This window comes from Robiginitalea sp. (assembly GCF_982776155.1).
This window is the reverse complement of sequence record NZ_CEXZKX010000003.1, coordinates 377414-395986: the sequence shown is the minus strand read 5'-3', so window position 1 is coordinate 395986 and position 18573 is coordinate 377414. Positions and strand designations below refer to the sequence as shown.

The window sequence follows — 18573 nt, the reverse complement described above, 5'->3', positions numbered from 1 at the left end:
CTTATTTGGTACCTTTGCCGTAAACTACAAATCGGCAATCCATGCGGACTTTACAGTGGTGCCTGCTGGCATTGGCAATCCTTACGGCGGGATGCGAAAAGCAAGCCGAAGACGCCCGGTCGGAATTCCCCACGCCTTTTGAATCCGGCGACGGGAATACCACGGCGACCTACGCCGAAACCATTGATTTCTACCTGCAACTGGCCCGGGAATACCCGGAAGTAAACGTACAGACCCTGGGTGCTACCGACAGCGGCAAACCCCTTCACCTGGTGACCTATAGCCCCGAAGGGGATTTCAATTTTGAGCGCCTGCGCCGGGAGCATGCCATTTTATTGATCCTCAACGGCATCCACCCGGGTGAAAGCGACGGGATCGACGCCAGTATGCTGCTGCTGCGCGACCTGGCGGCAGGCAAACTACAAGTTCCTGAAAAACTGGTGGTTGCGGTAATTCCCGTATATAACGTGGGGGGAGCGCTCAACCGGAACAGCGGTTCGCGGGCCAATCAAAACGGGCCGGCATCCTACGGGTTCCGGGGAAATGCGCGCAACTACGACCTCAACCGGGATTTTGTAAAAATGGATACCCGGAATGCCCGGACATTTGCACAGATTTTCCATCTGGTTGAACCGGATTTCTTTTTGGACAACCACGTGAGCAACGGGGCGGATTACCAATACACGCTTACCCACCTTTTCACACAGCACAACAAACTCGGGGGGCCGCTTGGGGGGTACCTGGAAGACAGCCTGCGAACCGCACTCGAAACATCCCTTGCGCGCAACGACTGGGAGATTACTCCCTATGTAAATGTATTTAACCGCCCCCCGGAGTCCGGGTTCAGCCAGTTTATGGACTCCCCGCGGTATTCCACGGGGTATGCCGCTCTTTGGAATACGCCCGGGATGATGCTGGAAACCCACATGCTCAAACCCTATGACCAGCGGGTTGCCGGAACCTACGCCCTTATGGAGTCGTTGATGGCACTGGTGGCGGAACGGCGCGAAGCCCTCCGGGAGCACCGCGGGCAGACAAAAGCGTCCTGGGTACCCGGCTCCGGCTACCCGCTGGGCTGGAAAGCAGACAGTACGCAGTTCCGGATGCTCGATTTCAAGGGATACCAGGCCGATACGATTCCCAGCGCGGTTAGCGGGCAACCCCGGCTTCAGTATGACAGGAACCGCCCCGTGGAAACCCGGGTCCGGTATTACAACCAGTTCCGGCCCACGGACTCGGTGCGAATTCCCGAGGCCTACATCATCCCCCGTCAGTGGACCCGGGTGGTGGAGCGCCTGGAGTGGAACAACATTCGCTACCGGGCCCTGGAGCGGGATACCACCCTGGGGGTTACCTCCTATCGCATCGCGGATTACAGCACGTACCAGCAGGCCTATGAGGGGCACTACCCGCATTACGCCACAAGCGTAACCGCCGATACCGTCAGGCGGGATTTCCACGCGGGCGACCTGGTGGTCCCCACCGACCAGCCCGGGGTGCGCTATCTCCTGGAAACCCTGGAGCCCATGGCGCCGGATTCATTTTTCAATTGGAATTTCTTCGACACCATCCTCCAGCAAAAAGAGGGGTTCTCCCCCTACGTCTTCGAGGAGACTGCAGCGGAACTCCTGGCCGGCGATTCCCTGTTGCGGAAAAAATTCCAACGCATGCGGGATTCGGTCCCGGGCTTTGCCGATTCCGGCTACCGCCAGCTCAATTGGATCTACATGCAGAGTCCGCACTACGAAGCAGCCCACCTGCAGTATCCGGTATACCGGCTTGAATAGTTTTGTAAATAAACTGGGGTCCGCGGATGAAAGGGTTTCCCCGGGACAGTTTCAGCGAATTTTCCGGGCCGGAAGCTTCCTGCGGATCAGAGGCTTTCCGCAGGCGGTTCAAACAGGATGCGGATATTGATATAGGATTTCTTCAGCGCTTTCTGAATCTTCCGGGGCTCCTTCCATTTGACTTTCTTGATCCCCTCGCTTTTCTGGCCCTTCAATTTGCCGGAATAATCCGTTTTCATAGCGTACCAGTGCACTTCCTTGAGGTGGTATTTCCCCTTGCGCTTGAAGACGTGGTAGGTGGTGCGCAGATGGTTTTCGATTCTCAGGCCCTTGACGCCGGTTTCTTCTTTTACCTCCCGGAGGGCGCACTCCTCCAGGCTTTCCTTTTTCTTGATCTTCCCCTTGGGTAAATCCCACTTTTTGTTCCTGTAGATGAAAAGGACCTTTCCCTGCGGGTTGGTCACCACGCCTCCGGCCGCCACGGTGAGCGGGATCTTGGCCGCGAACTTATTGAGGATCTCCTCGATGTTCGGGTGGTAGATAAAGGCTTTGCTGAGTTTTTTCTTCGAAAGGGACTCTACGGCAGTCTGCACTGCGTCGTCATTCATCATAAAGTATTCCCCTTCCGCGGACTCCACGATTTTGTCTGTCAAAATCAGGGGCCTTTCATTCACAAAAACTTTATACATTTACAGCATGGTTTTAGATGATGAAACGGCTCGGAAAACCGCAGAGCTGCTGCTGCAAATTAATGCAATAAAATTAAAACCTGAAAATCCCTTTACCTGGGCTTCCGGGTGGAAATCCCCTATCTATTGCGACAACCGCATTGTACTGTCCTACCCGGATATACGGGAGTACATCGCCGGGCAACTGGCGCACCAGCTCACGGAACAATACGGGCGGCCGGACCTGGTGGTGGGGGTTGCCACAGGCGCCATCGGCATCGGTATGCTGGTGGCCGAAAAACTCGGGTTGCCCTTTGCATACGTCCGTCCCGAACCCAAGTCGCACGGGCGGCAAAACCAGATTGAGGGCCAGGCTACAACCGGCCAGCGCGTCGTGGTGATCGAAGACCTGATCAGCACCGGCAAGAGCAGCCTGAACGCCATCGCGGCCCTGGACAAGGCCGGGTTGCAGGTTTTGGGTATGCTGGGTATTTTCAGTTATGGCTTTGACGTCGCGGCGGAAAATATTGCCAGGCGGGGCATCCCGGTCCATACCCTCAGCACTTACGGCCACCTGATTGGCCTGGCATCCGAATCCGGCTACATCCAGCCGGACCAGATGGAAACCCTGCGCGAATGGCGCAGAAACCCCCAAGAATGGAACAACTGATATGTATTTAGAATCACCCGCCGTACAGCTCGAGAAAGGCCCGGAGGCCACGTTTGCCTTCCTGAGCGACCTATCGAATTTTGAACAACTCATGCCTGAAAACATCCAGACCTTTGAGGTACTCGGGCCGGATACTTTCCGCTTCGCGCTGAAGGGCATGCCGGAAATCGTCCTGGAACGAAAATCCGAAGACCCCCCCAACCAGCTGGTTCTCGGGGCGGCCAGCGACAAACTCCCGTTTACCCTGACGGCAGATATTCGGGAAATTTCCGCAGGGAAGAGCGAGGTCCAACTTACATTCGAAGGGACCTTCAACGCGATGATGGCCATGATGGTTAAGGGCCCTATCACGAATTTCCTGGGTACATTGAGCACCAACCTGGCCCGGGTTTGATACCGGGGGAACCCCCAGCCCTTACCGGGCTTCCGGGCCGTAGTGCAACCGGATCTCCTTAAATCCAAAGGCCCGGACCTGCCGTTCGCCGGTGGCAACCAGCAAGCGGCCTTCCGCATCCACCCCCTGTATGACACCCGCAAAGAGACCGCGGTCTGCCGTACTGAATTTGGACTCGGCCCCTTTCCTGAAAAGGCGGGCCTCATAGCGGTCGTGCAGCGACCCATAGCGCAAGGGCGGCTCCGGCGAAGGCTGCGACTCCAGACCTGACAGCTCTTTCCAAAGGGCCTCCTGGAGACGGTCCAGGAGCTGGTCCCTGTCCAGGTTGCGACCGGCCCGGACAGCCAGGGATGCGGCAGCCGGCAGGCCGGGGAATGCCCGCTGGTTCACGTTGAGGCCGATTCCGACGATGCTGTGGGTGATCCCGCCGGATTGCAGGGCATTTTCGATCAGGATTCCGCAGACCTTATACGGACCTGACAGAATGTCGTTCGGCCATTTTACAGAAATTTCGGGGATTTCCAGGGCGTCCAGGACGCTGACTATCGCCAGGGATACCGCCATATTCAGCCGAAAATGCTCCCGGGCAGGAAAGCCTGAAAATCGCTTCAGAATACTGAATGTCAGGTTTTTACCCTCCTCTGATTTCCAACCGGACCCCCGCTGTCCCCTTCCCCTTGTCTGCACCCCGGCAGAAACCAGCGTGCCGTCGGGCAATTCGCGTTCTCGCAACAATCGCTTTAAATAGGCGTTTGTGGAATCTGTGGCAGGGAGTTTGATTCGTTGCATAGGGGCCGGCAGGGCCGTGAAGCTTATGTTAAAAACAGTGCCTAAAAAAACAAAAAAATAATAACTTTGTAGAAACCTAAAACTTTTGGATGACGAAAAGGGAAGCAAGTGCAGATGAATTGATTGCCTTAATTTTACATGGAATAGAAGAAGTAAAAGGATTAGATATAAACCTGCTCGATTTAAGGGCCATTGACAATACGGTTTGCGATTATTTTGTGATTTGCAACGGAACCTCCAACACACATGTCAATGCCATCGTAAATTCCATTCAGAAAACAGTTAGCAAAGCTATTAATGACAAGCCCTGGCATGTAGAAGGTTCGGAAAATGCCGAATGGGTGTTGATGGACTATGTAAATGTCGTCGTCCACGTGTTCCAGAAGCACGTTCGGGAGTACTATGATATTGAGGGACTTTGGGGAGATGCCAAGGTGACGCTCGTCGAAAGCAGCTACAACTAAGAAACAATGGCAAAAGACAATAAAACCCCCCAAAAAAAGCCGCGATTCAGTTCCTGGTGGATATACGGTTTAATCATCGTATTCCTCATCGGCTTCCAGTTCTTCGGTAGCGACAGCCTGTCGCCCACCAGTAAAACGACTACGTCGGAACTTCAGGAATTTCTCCGGAACGGGGATATCGATAAAATTCTGATCATCACCAATACGCGTCAGGCACGGGTATACCTCACCGAGGAAGCCATGACCAAGGACGTGCACCGGGATGTATCCGACCAGCCCTTCTCCCTGAGTTCGGGCAGCGTCCCCCAGTACGTGCTGGACTACGGCGACCTGCAGAACTTCGAGAACGACATCAAGAAAATCAAGCAGGAGAACAACCTGGACACTGTTGTGGACTACGATACGGAGTCCAATGTGTTTATGGAACTCCTCCTGACCATCCTCCCCTTTGTCCTGATTATCGGGATCTGGATCTATCTGATGCGCCGGATGTCCGGCGGGGCCGGTGGCGGTGCCGGCGGCCAGATATTCAATATCGGGAAATCCAAGGCCAAGCTCTTTGACGAGAAAACCGATACGCGTACCTCCTTCAAGGATGTAGCCGGCCTGGAAGGCGCCAAGGAGGAAGTGGAGGAAATTGTGGAATTCCTGAAAAACCCGGATAAATACACCTCCCTGGGCGGGAAAATCCCGAAAGGGGCCCTCCTCGTGGGGCCGCCCGGAACCGGAAAGACCCTCCTGGCCAAGGCCGTTGCCGGCGAAGCCAAAGTGCCCTTTTTCTCCCTGTCCGGATCGGATTTCGTAGAGATGTTTGTCGGGGTCGGGGCCTCCCGGGTCCGCGACCTGTTCAAACAGGCCAAAGACAAATCGCCGGCTATCATCTTCATCGATGAAATCGACGCCATCGGCCGCGCCCGGGGTAAAAACAACTTTACCGGATCCAACGACGAACGTGAAAATACGCTGAACCAGCTCCTGACGGAGATGGACGGGTTTGGCACAAATACGAACGTGATCGTACTGGCCGCCACCAACCGGGCCGATGTGCTCGATAAAGCGCTTATGCGGGCCGGGCGGTTCGATCGGCAGATCTACGTGGACCTGCCGGATATCCGGGAGCGAAAAGAGATTTTTGAGGTGCACCTGCGCCCCATTAAGACGGCCGAGACTCTGGACCTGGACTTCCTGGCCCGGCAGACGCCCGGTTTCTCGGGGGCGGACATCGCCAACGTCTGCAATGAAGCCGCACTGATCGCCGCGCGGAAGGAGCGCAAGGCGGTGACCAAGCAGGACTTCCTGGACGCGGTGGACCGGATTGTCGGCGGGCTTGAGAAGAAAAACAAGATCATCACCCCGGAGGAGAAAAAAACCATCGCCTACCACGAGGCCGGGCACGCCACGGTGAGCTGGATGCTGGAGCACGCCGCCCCCCTGGTAAAGGTGACCATCGTCCCGCGGGGGCAATCCCTGGGGGCAGCCTGGTACCTGCCTGAAGAACGCCTGCTGGTTCGCACCGAACAGATGCTGGACGAGATGTGTGCCACCCTGGGAGGACGCGCTGCGGAAAAAGTGATCTTCGACAAGATTTCAACCGGGGCGCTCAGCGACCTGGAAAAGGTGACGAAACAGGCGCGCGCCATGGTTACCATCTACGGGTTGAACGAAGCCATCGGCAACCTGACGTATTACGATTCTTCCGGGCAGAACGAATACGGGTTCACCAAGCCTTACAGTGAGGAAACCGCCCGAAAAATCGACCAGGAAATTTCCCGGATTGTCGAAGCGCAGTACGCGCGGGCCATCGATGTCCTCAAGAAGAACAAGGACAAATTAATTGAACTGGCCGAGCGTTTGTTGGACAAAGAAGTTATCTTTAAGGAGGATTTGGAAAAGATCTTCGGGAAGCGCCCGTTTGAAAAATTCGACAAGCTCGGGCAGGAGAAAACCCTCGATGCGCCTGACGCGGGCGACAAGGGGGCTGCGGAGGCTGACGGTTCGGAGAGCGACGCGGAGCCCAAGGCTTCAAAACCGGCCGGCGGCAAGGATCCCGAATCACCGGAAGAACAGGAGGAGAAGACCGTTGAAAAAGAGAATTAAGCGGTCGTACGCGGGTGCCGGTGCGGTAGCCGCAATACGAATATCAGTTCATGGGGCTATTTGATAAACTTTTCGGAGGAGGAAAGAAGAAGAAGCGTTCCAAGGAAACGGTTCAGACACGGGGCGTGCATATGCCCGATTTGCAAATTCCGGTCGACGAGAAGTTTACGATTCAGTTCAAGAAAAACGGCGGCAAATTTATCTATTGCGATAATTTTGAGGAGGTCCGGGAAGCCCTGAAAAACATCGTGGAGGAGAACCAATGGCAGGAGGCCTCTTTTTTTGTGATGAACCCCACCCTGGAGGAGCGGTTTAAAAACGAAAACCTCCGATTTTCATCCAAAAGCGCCCAAAGCGGGGTCTTTTTTACCACCTGCGAACACCTGGTGGCCCAGAACGGGTCCATCCTGGTTTGCTCCAACCAGTTGCTGGAGAAGAAGCTGGGCGAACTCCCGGAAAACATCATCGTCTTCGCCACCACCAGCCAGCTGGTGGAATCTATTGGGGAAGGCCTCAAAATCATCAAGAAAAAGTACAAAAATCGAATCCCGGCGAACATCACCACGCTGAAACACTTCCAGCCAACCACCGAAAACGCCAAGGATTTTCTCACCTACGGCAGTAGTTCAAAACACCTGTACCTGCTCTTATTGGAGGATCTGTAGCCATGAGGGAGGTATTCAGACGCCTGATCACGGGCGTACTTTACGTTTTACTCCTGCTCTCCGCGGTCTTCCTCAGTTCGGACGCCTTCGATTTCCTCTTTATGGTCTTTGGCCTGGCCTGCCTCTACGAATACAAGCGCCTGGTGCTCCTCAGGGGATATTACATCTTTATCGCCTACCTGGGGCTGTGGTGGGTGTTTATCTACCTGACCCGGGACGTAATACTGATCCGGCTGCTGCTCATGCTGACCCTGGTTGTGAATATTACCCTGATGGCCTGGCTGTACAGCAAACGCAAAAACCCCTTTACCAATTTGCAGAAGTTCCTCGTCGGGCTTTTTTATATCGGCGGGGGCTGCATTTTCCTGACCATGATCCCCTACAAGGACGACGTTTTTGCCAAATACCTGATAACGGGTATTTTTATCCTGATCTGGGTGAACGATTCCTTTGCCTACCTGGTGGGCAAAACCATCGGCAAACACAAGTTGTTTCCCTCTGTATCGCCGAAAAAGACGATAGAGGGGACCCTCGGGGGGATGGTATTCGCAATAGCCGCTTCGGCCCTACTGGGATACCTCACCCCGGTACTGCACACCTGGGAGTGGGTGGTACTCGGGCTCGTGCTGGTCGGCATGGGGACCTACGGCGACCTGATCGAGTCCCGGTTGAAACGCGCAGCCGGCATCAAAGACAGCGGGGCCATCCTGCCCGGACACGGGGGGATGCTGGACCGCCTGGACAGTTTGGTATTTGCCGCGCCTTTTGCATATTTGACATTATTAATTCTCAGCTATGTTTCATAGGGAAGGCCAACGGATTATCCTGATCACCTTTGTGCTTTGTGCACTACTGGCCGTCGTGGCCGAACACCATGTCGTATCGGCCCCGTGGCGTATCGGGGTACAGGTTGCGGCAATTGTCGTCCTGATCCTGATCCTGCAGTTTTTCCGAAACCCCAGGCGGATAGCCCCCAAAAACTTTGATGAAATCCTCGCCCCGGTAGACGGGAAGGTGGTGGTAATCGAAGAAATCGAAGAGAAGGAATATTTCCGCGACCGGCGCATCCAGATCTCCATCTTCATGTCGCCCATCAACGTGCACGTAACCCGATATCCGGCCAGCGGGGTGATTACCTACTCCAGGTACCACCCGGGCAAATACCTGGTGGCCTGGCACCCGAAATCGAGCGAAGAGAACGAGCGGACCACCGTGGTGATCCGGACGCCCAAATTCGGCGAAATCATGTATCGCCAAATTGCAGGAGCCATGGCCAGGCGCATTGTGAATTATGCAGAAGAAGACGAAAGCGTTCAGCAGGGCGAGGATTCGGGTTTTATAAAATTCGGCTCCCGGGTAGATGTGATCCTGCCCCTGAACAGTACGATAACCGCCAGGCTTCAGCAAAAAGTCCGCGGCGCCCAGACGTGTATAGCAACCCTACCACAACAACGGGATGATGAGTGAAGACCTCCATACGCGGTTCAGGCAGGCAGTTGACCGCGTCAACAGCTATACCAAGCCCCTGCCGGCTGATTTCCTGTTGAAACTCTACGCCTACTACCGCATAGCCAACAAGGATTACAGCCATCCCGGGAGTAAAAAGCCCCTGATCAACGCCTTTAAGGCCAACGCACTCATCCAGGCCCGGAACGTTACCCCGGAAGGGGCTATGCAGGCCTATATCGACCTGGTGCAACGCGAATTGCCCAAAGAGTAGCGCTACCCGTACATATCCGCCGGATCGGCCCGGGAGAGTTCCAGCAGGAATGCGCCGATCTTCCGGCTTACGTCCCTGAAAAACCGGGCACCCTTTTCCGCGGATGCCGCTGAAGGATCCCCTACCCCGGTATCCGCACTCACTTCGGACCATTTTCGTTCGGCCCAGGCCCAGTCCTGGTTGAGCCCCTCGATACGGAATTTCCGGGAAGCCCCGTCCCCCCAGGATTCCCTGGGAAGTACCAGGTCCGGCCGAAGGTGCAGCATCAGGCTGGTTTCCGCCTCATCGGCATGGTCCCCGGGGGCTTCCCAATACGTCTCCCGATCCATCGCCCGGAACCAATTGGTCATGCATACAAAGAGGTCCGGGTACCTCAGGCCGAGTTCCCGCAGGAGGGCTTTGAAATTATTCCCGCCATGACTGTTGAACACGACCAGTTTTTGAATGCCATGGCGGTGGAGGGTAGCCGCCACATCATCCAGTATGGCGAGCTGTGTGCTCGGGTTCAGGTTCATGTCCAGGTAGATGTCCGCCTGCCCGGTATTGACCCCGAACGGAATGGTCGGCAGGACCACCACCCGGCCACCCGCTTCCCAGGCATGAGCGGCCGCTGCCGCAGCCAGGGCATCCGCTTCGTAGTTATCCGTCCCGTAGGGCAGGTGGTAATTGTGGGCTTCCGTGGCTCCCCAGGGAAGGATGGCCAGGTCAAACCGGGTCTCCTTCAGGGCCTTCCAATTCGTTTCTGCAAGTATATAGGGTCGCATATTCGTTGAAATTTTAAATGTAGGGGTTGAGCGGATGGTTCGGAAATTGTCACCCCGACGTTTCATCCTTTTTATTTTCTGCCCGGATCAGTACGCCAGGGGCGCATCCCTCGCAGGCCGGGTCCGGGTACCGAAATAAATGCCCCCGGCCAGGGTGATGCCAAAATATACGGCCACAGCCGTACTGCCCAGGGCCCAATACGCATCGAGCCCGAACCAGTCGCCGGTCCTGTAGATAAGCCACCCGCCGGCCAGGGCGCGCAAAACTTCAATCAACGGGGCAAACCGCTGCCCGTCCATCAGGGCGGTAAACCCGAAGATTCCCGCAAACAGGAGCCCGCCCGAAAGCAGGAGTCCGGAAGACCCGATGGAACCGAAATTGTAAAACATAAAAATGAGCAACGCCAGGGTAACGGCCAGTTGAAATATCACATAAGCTTTCAGCAACGGGCCCGCAGGGGTATCGTACCGGCGGAAATTGTAAACGTCCGTAATCCCCTTCCGGGGGTACTTGACGGCTACATCAGCCGGTCGCCAGCCCGTGGGCATAAACCAGATGCGGAATTTGTCCCGGAGGCTCCGCGTACGCCAGGCATCGGCCAGCAGCCTCCCGAGATGCTGGAAGTTGATCAGGATCGGATTCCAGGTGGCGGCGGGCTTCAGCACGCCGTACTGGGGCGGGACATCCGGCAGCTCTTCCTGAAAGGTCCCGAACATCCGGTCCCAGACGCAGAGTATCTGCCCCAGGTTCTTATCGATGTACTCCGGGTTGATCGCGTGGTGAACGCGATGCTGGGACGGGGTTACGATCACGTATTCGAGCCAGCCCATCTTCCCGATGTGCTGGGTGTGGTACCAGAATTGCGCAAAGAGGTGGATGGGCGCCAGGATGGCGATTACCTGTTCGGGGACCCCCAGGATCGCGGCCGGCAGCAGCAGCAGGGAGAAATAGCCTACCAGGTTGGAAATCGGTTGGCGCAGGGCGCAGGCCAGGTTGAATTCTTCGCTGCTGTGGTGGATGACGTGTTGGTTCCAGAACAGGTTGACGCGGTGGCTCAGGCGGTGATTCCAGTAACCGGCAAAATCGATGGCGAGAAAAGCCACCAACCAAACACCCCAACTTGCCCGAATCTCAATGAGCGCCAGGTGTTCCAGCAAATACGGATAGGATACCAGGACGACCACCAGCCCCAGGGAATCCTTGACCACATTGGTCAGGCCCGAACTGATGCTGCTCACGGTATCCATCAGCTTGTATTTCTGGTTCCGGGTCCAGGCCCCGTAACCGATTTCCACTGCCATCAGCAGCAGAAAAAAAGGGATTGCATACAACAGGGCGGTGGCATAGGCCTCCATTAATACTCGGTTTTTCCTAAAAATAGGCATTCTCTCAGAATCCGAAAGGAACGGGGGGCACAAACCGGAATGTTATTGGACTGAACGCTTTGGGCGCATTACCGGTTGCTACACAACCGTTGGGCGTGATTGACAAATCGGCCCGGATGTAGTCAGCTAAAGCGCGAGGATCCCCGTATACCCAACGGAAATTTCGGACAGTCTCCGAAAATTACGGACAGTCCTCACTGTATTCGGCCGTGGCGTCCTTTGACCAGTTCCCAGGTATATTATCCAATTGGACTGCACTGACCTGGATACAGTTAAGCGGATTGCCCTCGGCGGCCATTGTGTTCAAATCTGGAAAGGCGGAAACATCCAGCCGACTGATTTGGTTATTGGCGAGGGTCAATAATTGCAATCGCGTATAGGTACTCAGCGAGATAGACTCCAATTGGTTTCCGGACAAACCGATTTTTTCAATTTCCGTGTTTTGGCCGATACTCAGTGAAGTAATTGCATTATTTTCTGCCCAAATAAATAGCAGGGACGTGTTGGCTGAAAGATCGAGATTTTCCAGGTTATTTCCACGAACGGATAAATTCACCAACTCCTTAAAATCCTCAATACCGCTGAGATTCTCGATTTCCCGGTTATCCAGGTTCAAGTCTTCCACGAATGCAATAGCCGATGTTCTGACGTTCCCGTCAACAGTATCATCATAGCCCAAATTAACCAGCGCAGCTTCAAAACGGGCATCCGGGATTTCGGTCAGTGGATCGGGCGGATATTCGGTAGAAACTTCTTTTTCATCGTCGCTGCACCCCAAAATCAGCACAGCTGGCAGGATCATCCAAATCTTTCGCATTTTTTATTTACAAAATACGGATTTAGCGTCAATTCTTCCAGCTAAGGCCTGGGGTTTCCGGAACCTCATTTTTTTTGCGATTCTTCCCCTCAGCGATCCCCGTTGCCCGGGATCCTGAAAATAAAACCCTGCCCGTGGATGTTTTCGATTTTCAGGGAGTCGTCCGCATCCAGGAGTTTGCGCAGGCGGGTAATGAAGACATTCAGGCTCTTCCGGTTGAAATAGTCGTTGCGGCCCCAGATCCTTTTGAGGATTTCCCCATGGGTGCAAAGCCTGTTCCGGTTCCGGGCCAGGTGGGCGAGCAATTCGCTTTCCCGATTGGTCAGCGACCGTTCTTCCCCGTCGATAAGCAGCTTCTGGTTCAGGCTATCGAAGGTGTACCGGCCCAGTTTCAGGGTGGTTTCCGGCTCGGCGCCGGATACCGGCTCCAGGCGGGACAACAGCGTTTCGATCCGGACGACCAGTTCTTCCTCGTCTATCGGTTTTTTGAGGTAATCTACGGCCCCCACCGAAAATCCCTTGAGCACGTCGATCTTCATGGAACGGGCCGTGAGGAAGATAAAAGGCAGGCCCGGGAAGCGATCGTGGATTTGGCGGCCCAGGGTAAACCCGTCGGTGCCGGGCATCATGACGTCGAGGATGACCAGGTCAAAGGCCCGTTGCTCCAAAAGCGGCATCACCTCGGAAGGGGCCTGGATCCATCGCAGGTCAAAGCCCTTCATCCCCAGGTATTCCGTTAGCAGGTACCCCAGGGAGGTATCGTCCTCTACGAGCAGCAATTTATAGGTTTTCGCTTCCATGGTTCGATAGTGGTAATTCGATGGTTATTTCGGTCCCCCGGCCGGGTTCGCTTTCAACGCGGATCTTCCCGCGGTGCCGGTCGACCACTGTTTTGACATAGCTCAGCCCAAGGCCGTAACCGCGAACCTCCTGCCGGTCCCCCTCGGGGATCCGGTAGTACTTCCTGAAAATGCGCCTCTGCTCGGCTGCGGCCATGCCCGGGCCCTGGTCCTTTACCGAGATGAGCAGCCTTCCCGAATCCCTGCGTGCTTCGAGGTGTACCGGGCTGCCCTTCCCGTATTTGCGCGCATTGTCCAGCAGGTTGCTCACCGCATTCTCCAGGTGGAAAACCGATCCGTTCATCTGCAGGGGGCCGTCCGGGAGGGTATGGGTAAACCGGATGCCCTCCAGGTCGCAAAGCGCCACGAACTGCTCGCATTGCTGCCTGAGCGCCGGTGCCAGGTTTATGGGTTCCATGGGGATGGACCCGGAGGCCCGCTCCAGGTTGCCGAGCTCGAGTACCTGGTCGATATGCCCGGAAACCCGGGCGGTTTGCTGCAGGATGGTGTCGGCCAGGGGCTTTTCCTCTTCCGGCAGCTTTTCCCGGAGAATCTTGGCGGCCAGGCTGATCGAAAATACCGGCGTCCGCAATTCGTGGGTCAGGTTGTTGATGAATTCATGGGTGGTGGTAATGGTCCGCTCCTGCCAGTAATAGGTTCGCAAAACCCAGAGCACGGCGATCAGGATCCCGGCCAGGAAGAGCAGGCTCGGAAAGGTCAGCCCGTTGAGCTGCAGCAGGAAATAGGTGGTCAGGTCGGCAAACTGCAGTTGCAGGATCAGCCGTTGCCCAACCCGCTCGGGCAGGTAGCCGTCCAGTTCTATGGGATAGGCAGACCGGGGGTCCGGCCTGCGATTGCCTGCGGCCGACGCGAGATAGTAGCTGCTGTCCCGGGTCATGAGCTCAAAGGTGAAATCCGCATCAATTTCATTGTCGATCAGCTTTTCTTTCAGGTAGTCCTCCAAAAAATGCCTGGAGGCATCCCGCATATGGTCCATCCCGGTGTTAAAGCGCGTACTGTCGCGCTCCAGGACACTCCCCAGCAGATACGTCAGCTGGTTGTTAGCGTAGAGCCCGCTCCGGATATCCGCCCCGGCATCGGAAATCTGCCGGGCGAATTGCAGCCGCGCCAGGCTCAGCCCGATGCGCAGATAGCGGTACTGGACAAAAGCCAGCCCGCCGATGGATATCACAAAAAGTGCTATAAAGAGAACTCTCCTGTTCAAAATGCTCCTACAAAAAAGGCGAATTAATCGTTACCGGCGGAACCGTTAATCCGGGTTTAACTTCATTAACCTTTCGTTAATCCAATTAACCCCATCCCAGCCGCCGGGATACGGGGCATCCCCTAGATTTGCCCCGGTTAAAGGTAGCACTTTCTCCAGGGTCTTGCCAACCAAAGGCCCGGACACCGCCCCGGCCTGCATGACAATTACCAGTCTGCCGCGGGAGGCTGAACAAACGCTGCCGGAAACCCATACAAACAACCGAAAGCAATTAAATACCCATGAAACAAACACCCGTCACCACAATGACCCAACATTCCTTACGCCGCTTGTCACCGGTCCTGGTATGCCTGGCCATGCTGATCCCTTCCCTGGGTTCCGCCCAGGGTTGCGTCGCAATCCGGCACTTTTCGAGTTGTACCGGCACACATCCGGAGAACAACATCCTCGCGAAGGGCGGATTGATGCTCAGCGCCAATTACCGGTATTTTAAATCCTTCCGCCATTTTCGCGGCACTGAGGAAGAACCGGACCGGGTGGCTAACGAGACCGAGGTGATCAACCACTCCCACGCCTGGGATTTTGTGGCCACCTACGGCATCTCAGACCGCTGGTTTGCCAGCCTGGTGATCCCTACGGTAATCAACACCCGCTCCTCCCTGTACGAACACGGGCGGGATCAGCGCAACACCACCTTTTCCAGGGGCCTGGCGGATATCCGGTGGAATGTCGGTTACTGGCTGCAGGATCCCGCTTCGCTCCCCAAAGGGAATGTCGCCATCGCCCTGGGGATGAAACTGCCAACAGGCAACTACCAGGCCACCGATATTTTCTACAATGTCGGGCCCGAAGGCGGCCCGGAGGTGCGTCCGGTAGACCAGTCCATCCAGGTAGGCGACGGGGGTTTTGGGGTTACTGCCGAAATCCAATTCTATCGGGAACTCAGCCCGTCCCTTTTCCTGTACGGAGGGGGATTTTACCTGTTTAACCCCAGGGAGACCAACGGGGTACGGACCTTCCGGGAAACCCTGAGCCCGATCCTGCAAAACGAAGCCGTCATGTCCGTCCCGGACCAGTATTCCGTTCGCCTGGGCCTGAGCCACCCCTTTTCCCCTGCGATTACCGGATCGCTCGGGGCGCGGTTTGACGGGGTACCCGTAAAAGATGTTATTGGGGGGAGCGGCGGTTTCAGGAGGCCCGGGAACGTCCTGGCCATCGACCCGGGCCTCACCTACACGAGCGGCCCGTTTGCCCTGAGCCTGAGTGTGCCGGTTGCCGTCCGCAGGGAGCGGCCCCAGAGCCTGACCGACCTGGAAACCCAGGAAGCGACCGGCCAGCCCCGCGCCGGAGATGCCGCCTTTGCGGATTATGTAATCAATGTGGCAGTAGCGTATCGTTTTGGCGGATCCGGCGTGAAACTGGACCCGGAAAAGCAGGATCCTTTTAACCGGTAGATATTCGTTTACCCATGGGTTTATTCTAACCCACTTGGGCTTGTTGATAACCGCCTGGCTTCCCGGATAGCCAACTTCATGCACTTGTCAGGCCAGCGGCCTATTGCAGGTTGGCGAGGCTTTTCTCGAGGGTTTCGATCTTCGCTTCGGCATCCGACGCCTTCTTTCGCTCCAGGGCCACAACTTTTTCCGGAGCATTGCCCACAAACCGGTCGTTGGAGAGCTTTTTCCTCACGGATGCCAGGAAGCCCCGGGTATATTCCAGTTCCTCCCGGATCTTCCGGATTTCCTCCCCCACATCCACAGCGCCTTCCAGGGGGATGAAATACTCGTTGCTGCGAACCCGGAAGGACAGGGCTCCTTCAGGGGGCTGTTCGCAATAGACGGGCTCTTCCACGTTGGCCAGTTTCCGGATCAGCACATCCCATTTGCGCGGTTGGTTTTCCTCGTCGAGCACGTGGAGTTGCAGCGCTTCCTTAAAGGGGATGTTCTTGTCTTTCCGGATGGTACGAACGCCGGAAATTACCCCCGAGGCAAATTCAAATTCCGCGAGCAGAGCAGGGTCCGCGTCGGGTGCCTCGGGCCAGGAAGCGACCACCAGGGCCTCCCGGGGAGACCGCTTGGCGATATGTTGCCAGACCTCCTCGGACAGGAAGGGCATAAACGGGTGCAGCAGCCGCAGGTTGTCCTCAAAGAGGCCGATTACCTCGGCGTAGGTTTTCCGGTCTATGGGCTCCCCATAGGCGGGTTTGACAATCTCCAGCAGCCAGGAACAAAAATCCTCCCAAAGCAGTTTATAGGTGGCCATCAGCGCATCGGAGATTCGGTATTTTGAAAAATGATCTTCAATTTCCGCCAGGACGGCAGAAAACCTTGCCCGATACCAGGAAACCCCCAGGGCGGCCGACTCGGGCTGCTCCCGGTCCGCCACCTCCCAACCGCGGACCAGACGGAAGGCATTCCAGATCTTGTTGGCAAAATTCTTCCCCTGCTGGCAAAGCGACTCGTCGAACAGCAGGTCATTCCCGGCCGCCGCGCTCAGCAACAGCCCCACCCGCACGCCGTCGGCCCCGAACTCGGATATCAGCTCCAGGGCATCCGGGGAATTCCCCAGGGATTTGGACATCTTCCGGCGCTGTTTATCCCGGACCAACCCGGTCAGGTAAACGGTTTCAAAAGGGCGTTCCCCCCGGAATTCATACCCGGCAATAATCATCCGGGCCACCCAGAAAAACAGGATGTCCGGTCCGGTAACCAGGTCGGTGGTCGGGTAGTAGTAGGACACTTCCTCGTTTTCCGGTTCCAGGATCCCCCCGAACACGCTGATCGGCCAGATCCAGGAGGAAAACCAGGTGTCCAGCACATCCTCGTCCTGCCGGAGGTCGTCGGGTTGCAGGGACGGGTTCCCGGATTGTTCCCGGGCCTGCTCCAGGGCCTCCGCGGGCGTTGCCGCGACGACGAAATCTGCCTGCCCCGGCCCGTAGTACCACGCCGGAATGCGCTGACCCCACCACAACTGGCGTGAGATGTTCCAGTCGCGGATATTCTCCATCCAATGCCGGTAGGTATTCTCAAACTTTGAGGGTACCAGGCGGACGTCGCGGGTCTCCAGTACGGCTTTAAGCGCGGGTTGTGCCAGCTCCTCCATCCGGAGGAACCACTGGTCGGACAACCGGGGCTCAATAACAGCCCGCGTGCGTTCGGACGTCCCGACCTTGTTGGTATAGGGTTCGGTTTTCACCAGGTAGCCCTTCGCCTCCAATTCCTTTACGATAGCCTTGCGGGCCTCGAACCGGTCCATACCCTGATAGTGCAACCCATGGGCGTTCAGGGTGGCATCCGGGTTAAAAATATCCACGATTTCCAGGCCGTGCTTCTCCCCGAGTGCATAATCGTTTTCATCGTGGGCCGGGGTGACCTTCAGGCAGCCTGTACCGAATTCCATAGTGACGTACTCATCCGGGATTACCGGGACCTCCCGGTCGCAAATCGGCACCCGCACGCGCTTGCCATGCAGGTCCAGGTAGCGTTCGTCTTCGGGGTGTACGCATACCGCCGTATCACCCAGGAGGGTTTCGGGGCGGGTGGTGGCTATCACTACGCGCGATTCGCTGCCCACCACCGGGTAAGCGATGTGGTAGAGGAAACCCTGGCGTTCCTCGTAATTCACCTCTTCGTCCGAGAGGGTGGTCCGGGCTTCCGGATCCCAGTTCACCATCCGGTACCCCCGGTAGATCAGGCCTTTTTTGTATAGGTCTACGAAAACCTGCAGCACGGACGCCTCCATATCGGGATCCATGGTGAATTTGGTGCGTTCCCAGTCGCAGGAACAACCCAGCTTTTTCAATTGCTCCAGGATAACCCCCCCGTAATTGTGGGTCCAGTCCCAGGCGTGCTTCAGGAATTCCTCCCGGCTGATGGAATCTTTGGAAATTCCTTCGTCCCGAAGTTTGGCAACGACCTTGGCCTCCGTTGCGATGGAGGCGTGGTCCGTACCCGGTACCCAGCACGCATTCTTCCCCATCATCCGGGCCCGGCGCACCAGGACATCTTGGATGGTATTGTTCAACATATGGCCCATATGGAGGACCCCGGTGACATTGGGCGGCGGGATTACCACGGTATAGGGTTCCCGCTCATCCGGGACAGAGCGGAAATATTCGTGCTCCATCCAATAGGTATACCATTGTTTTTCAACCCGTTGCGGGTCGTATTTTGAGGGGATATCCATTATTTTGGTATGGTTTTTGATCTAAGGGGGCGGACGGTTTGCGGAGCGGGGAAAATACCGGGTAATCCGGCCTGCCGCCCGAAAATTGTCAGCAAGATTAAAT

The 18573-nt window shown here is 56.2% G+C and carries 18 protein-coding genes; 10 read left to right on the top strand and 8 right to left on the bottom strand.

The features are described 5' to 3' along the window. The first annotated feature begins 41 nt into the window (after positions 1-41). Positions 42-1787 carry a M14 family metallopeptidase gene (locus AC3DKS_RS07530; protein ID WP_015755652.1) on the top strand — a complete coding sequence of 582 codons (1746 nt, stop codon included), beginning with the start codon at positions 42-44 and terminating at the stop codon, positions 1785-1787. Positions 1788-1873: 86 nt separating this feature from the next. Here AC3DKS_RS07530 and AC3DKS_RS07525 read toward each other — a convergent pair whose 3' ends face one another. After that, on the bottom strand, positions 1874-2476 hold the full coding sequence (locus AC3DKS_RS07525) for an NUDIX domain-containing protein (protein ID WP_272607465.1): 603 nt from the start codon (positions 2474-2476) through the stop codon (positions 1874-1876). A gap of 7 nt (positions 2477-2483) precedes the next feature. Between AC3DKS_RS07525 and pyrE the strand changes: the two genes are divergently transcribed. Next, positions 2484-3125 (top strand): orotate phosphoribosyltransferase, encoded by a 642-nt coding sequence (gene pyrE, locus AC3DKS_RS07520; RefSeq protein ID WP_015755654.1) that lies wholly within the window; start codon positions 2484-2486, stop codon positions 3123-3125. Between the two features lies 1 nt (position 3126). Next, positions 3127-3519 carry an SRPBCC family protein gene (locus AC3DKS_RS07515; protein ID WP_015755655.1) on the top strand — a complete coding sequence of 131 codons (393 nt, stop codon included), beginning with the start codon at positions 3127-3129 and terminating at the stop codon, positions 3517-3519. 21 nt (positions 3520-3540) lie between these two features. Here AC3DKS_RS07515 and AC3DKS_RS07510 read toward each other — a convergent pair whose 3' ends face one another. Then, positions 3541-4308: a biotin--[acetyl-CoA-carboxylase] ligase gene (locus tag AC3DKS_RS07510; protein ID WP_015755656.1), complete on the bottom strand. Its 768-nt coding sequence runs from the start codon at positions 4306-4308 to the stop codon at positions 3541-3543. An 89-nt stretch (positions 4309-4397) separates the two neighbouring features. Between AC3DKS_RS07510 and rsfS the strand changes: the two genes are divergently transcribed. Genes rsfS through AC3DKS_RS07480 form a run of 6 tightly spaced genes read left to right on the top strand, consistent with a single transcriptional unit; the run spans position 4398 to position 9254 of the window. Then, positions 4398-4772 (top strand): ribosome silencing factor, encoded by a 375-nt coding sequence (gene rsfS / locus AC3DKS_RS07505; RefSeq protein ID WP_015755657.1) that lies wholly within the window; start codon positions 4398-4400, stop codon positions 4770-4772. Positions 4773-4778: 6 nt separating this feature from the next. Beyond that, entirely contained in the window at positions 4779-6869 is a 2091-nt protein-coding gene (ftsH, locus tag AC3DKS_RS07500) for an ATP-dependent zinc metalloprotease FtsH (RefSeq protein ID WP_272607466.1), read from the top strand. Positions 6870-6919: 50 nt separating this feature from the next. Beyond that, on the top strand, positions 6920-7534 hold the full coding sequence (locus tag AC3DKS_RS07495) for an LUD domain-containing protein (protein WP_474731552.1): 615 nt from the start codon (positions 6920-6922) through the stop codon (positions 7532-7534). A gap of 2 nt (positions 7535-7536) precedes the next feature. Next, positions 7537-8340 (top strand): phosphatidate cytidylyltransferase, encoded by an 804-nt coding sequence (locus AC3DKS_RS07490; protein WP_015755660.1) that lies wholly within the window; start codon positions 7537-7539, stop codon positions 8338-8340. Continuing rightward, a complete protein-coding gene (locus AC3DKS_RS07485; RefSeq protein WP_015755661.1) occupies positions 8330-9001 on the top strand; it encodes a phosphatidylserine decarboxylase family protein in 672 nt (223 codons plus the stop codon). The genes AC3DKS_RS07490 and AC3DKS_RS07485 overlap by 11 nt, the downstream gene beginning before the upstream one ends. After that, positions 8991-9254, top strand: coding sequence for an acyl-CoA-binding protein (locus AC3DKS_RS07480; protein ID WP_015755662.1), 264 nt, complete (start codon positions 8991-8993; stop codon positions 9252-9254). The genes AC3DKS_RS07485 and AC3DKS_RS07480 overlap by 11 nt, the downstream gene beginning before the upstream one ends. Positions 9255-9256: 2 nt before the next feature. On the opposite strand, the gene AC3DKS_RS07475 is transcribed toward AC3DKS_RS07480, so the two are convergent. The 5 genes from AC3DKS_RS07475 to AC3DKS_RS07455 form a co-directional block, all read right to left on the bottom strand. Further along, positions 9257-10018, bottom strand: coding sequence for a creatininase family protein (locus AC3DKS_RS07475; RefSeq protein WP_015755663.1), 762 nt, complete (start codon positions 10016-10018; stop codon positions 9257-9259). 87 nt (positions 10019-10105) lie between these two features. After that, a complete protein-coding gene (locus tag AC3DKS_RS07470) occupies positions 10106-11374 on the bottom strand; it encodes a sterol desaturase family protein (protein ID WP_015755664.1) in 1269 nt (422 codons plus the stop codon). Positions 11375-11585: 211 nt separating this feature from the next. Further along, a complete protein-coding gene (locus AC3DKS_RS07465; RefSeq protein ID WP_148214398.1) occupies positions 11586-12221 on the bottom strand; it encodes a leucine-rich repeat domain-containing protein in 636 nt (211 codons plus the stop codon). An 89-nt stretch (positions 12222-12310) separates the two neighbouring features. Beyond that, the gene (locus AC3DKS_RS07460; RefSeq protein ID WP_015755666.1) at positions 12311-13021 is read right to left on the bottom strand and encodes a response regulator transcription factor; all 711 of its coding nucleotides are present in this window, start codon (positions 13019-13021) and stop codon (positions 12311-12313) included. Beyond that, positions 13002-14285 carry a sensor histidine kinase gene (locus tag AC3DKS_RS07455; protein WP_431170874.1) on the bottom strand — a complete coding sequence of 428 codons (1284 nt, stop codon included), beginning with the start codon at positions 14283-14285 and terminating at the stop codon, positions 13002-13004. The genes AC3DKS_RS07460 and AC3DKS_RS07455 overlap by 20 nt, the downstream gene beginning before the upstream one ends. Positions 14286-14566: 281 nt before the next feature. Between AC3DKS_RS07455 and AC3DKS_RS07450 the strand changes: the two genes are divergently transcribed. Then, a complete protein-coding gene (locus AC3DKS_RS07450; protein ID WP_202944102.1) occupies positions 14567-15739 on the top strand; it encodes a hypothetical protein in 1173 nt (390 codons plus the stop codon). Between the two features lie 100 nt (positions 15740-15839). Here AC3DKS_RS07450 and AC3DKS_RS07445 read toward each other — a convergent pair whose 3' ends face one another. Beyond that, positions 15840-18470 (bottom strand): valine--tRNA ligase, encoded by a 2631-nt coding sequence (locus AC3DKS_RS07445; RefSeq protein WP_015755670.1) that lies wholly within the window; start codon positions 18468-18470, stop codon positions 15840-15842. Positions 18471-18573: the final 103 nt, after the last annotated feature.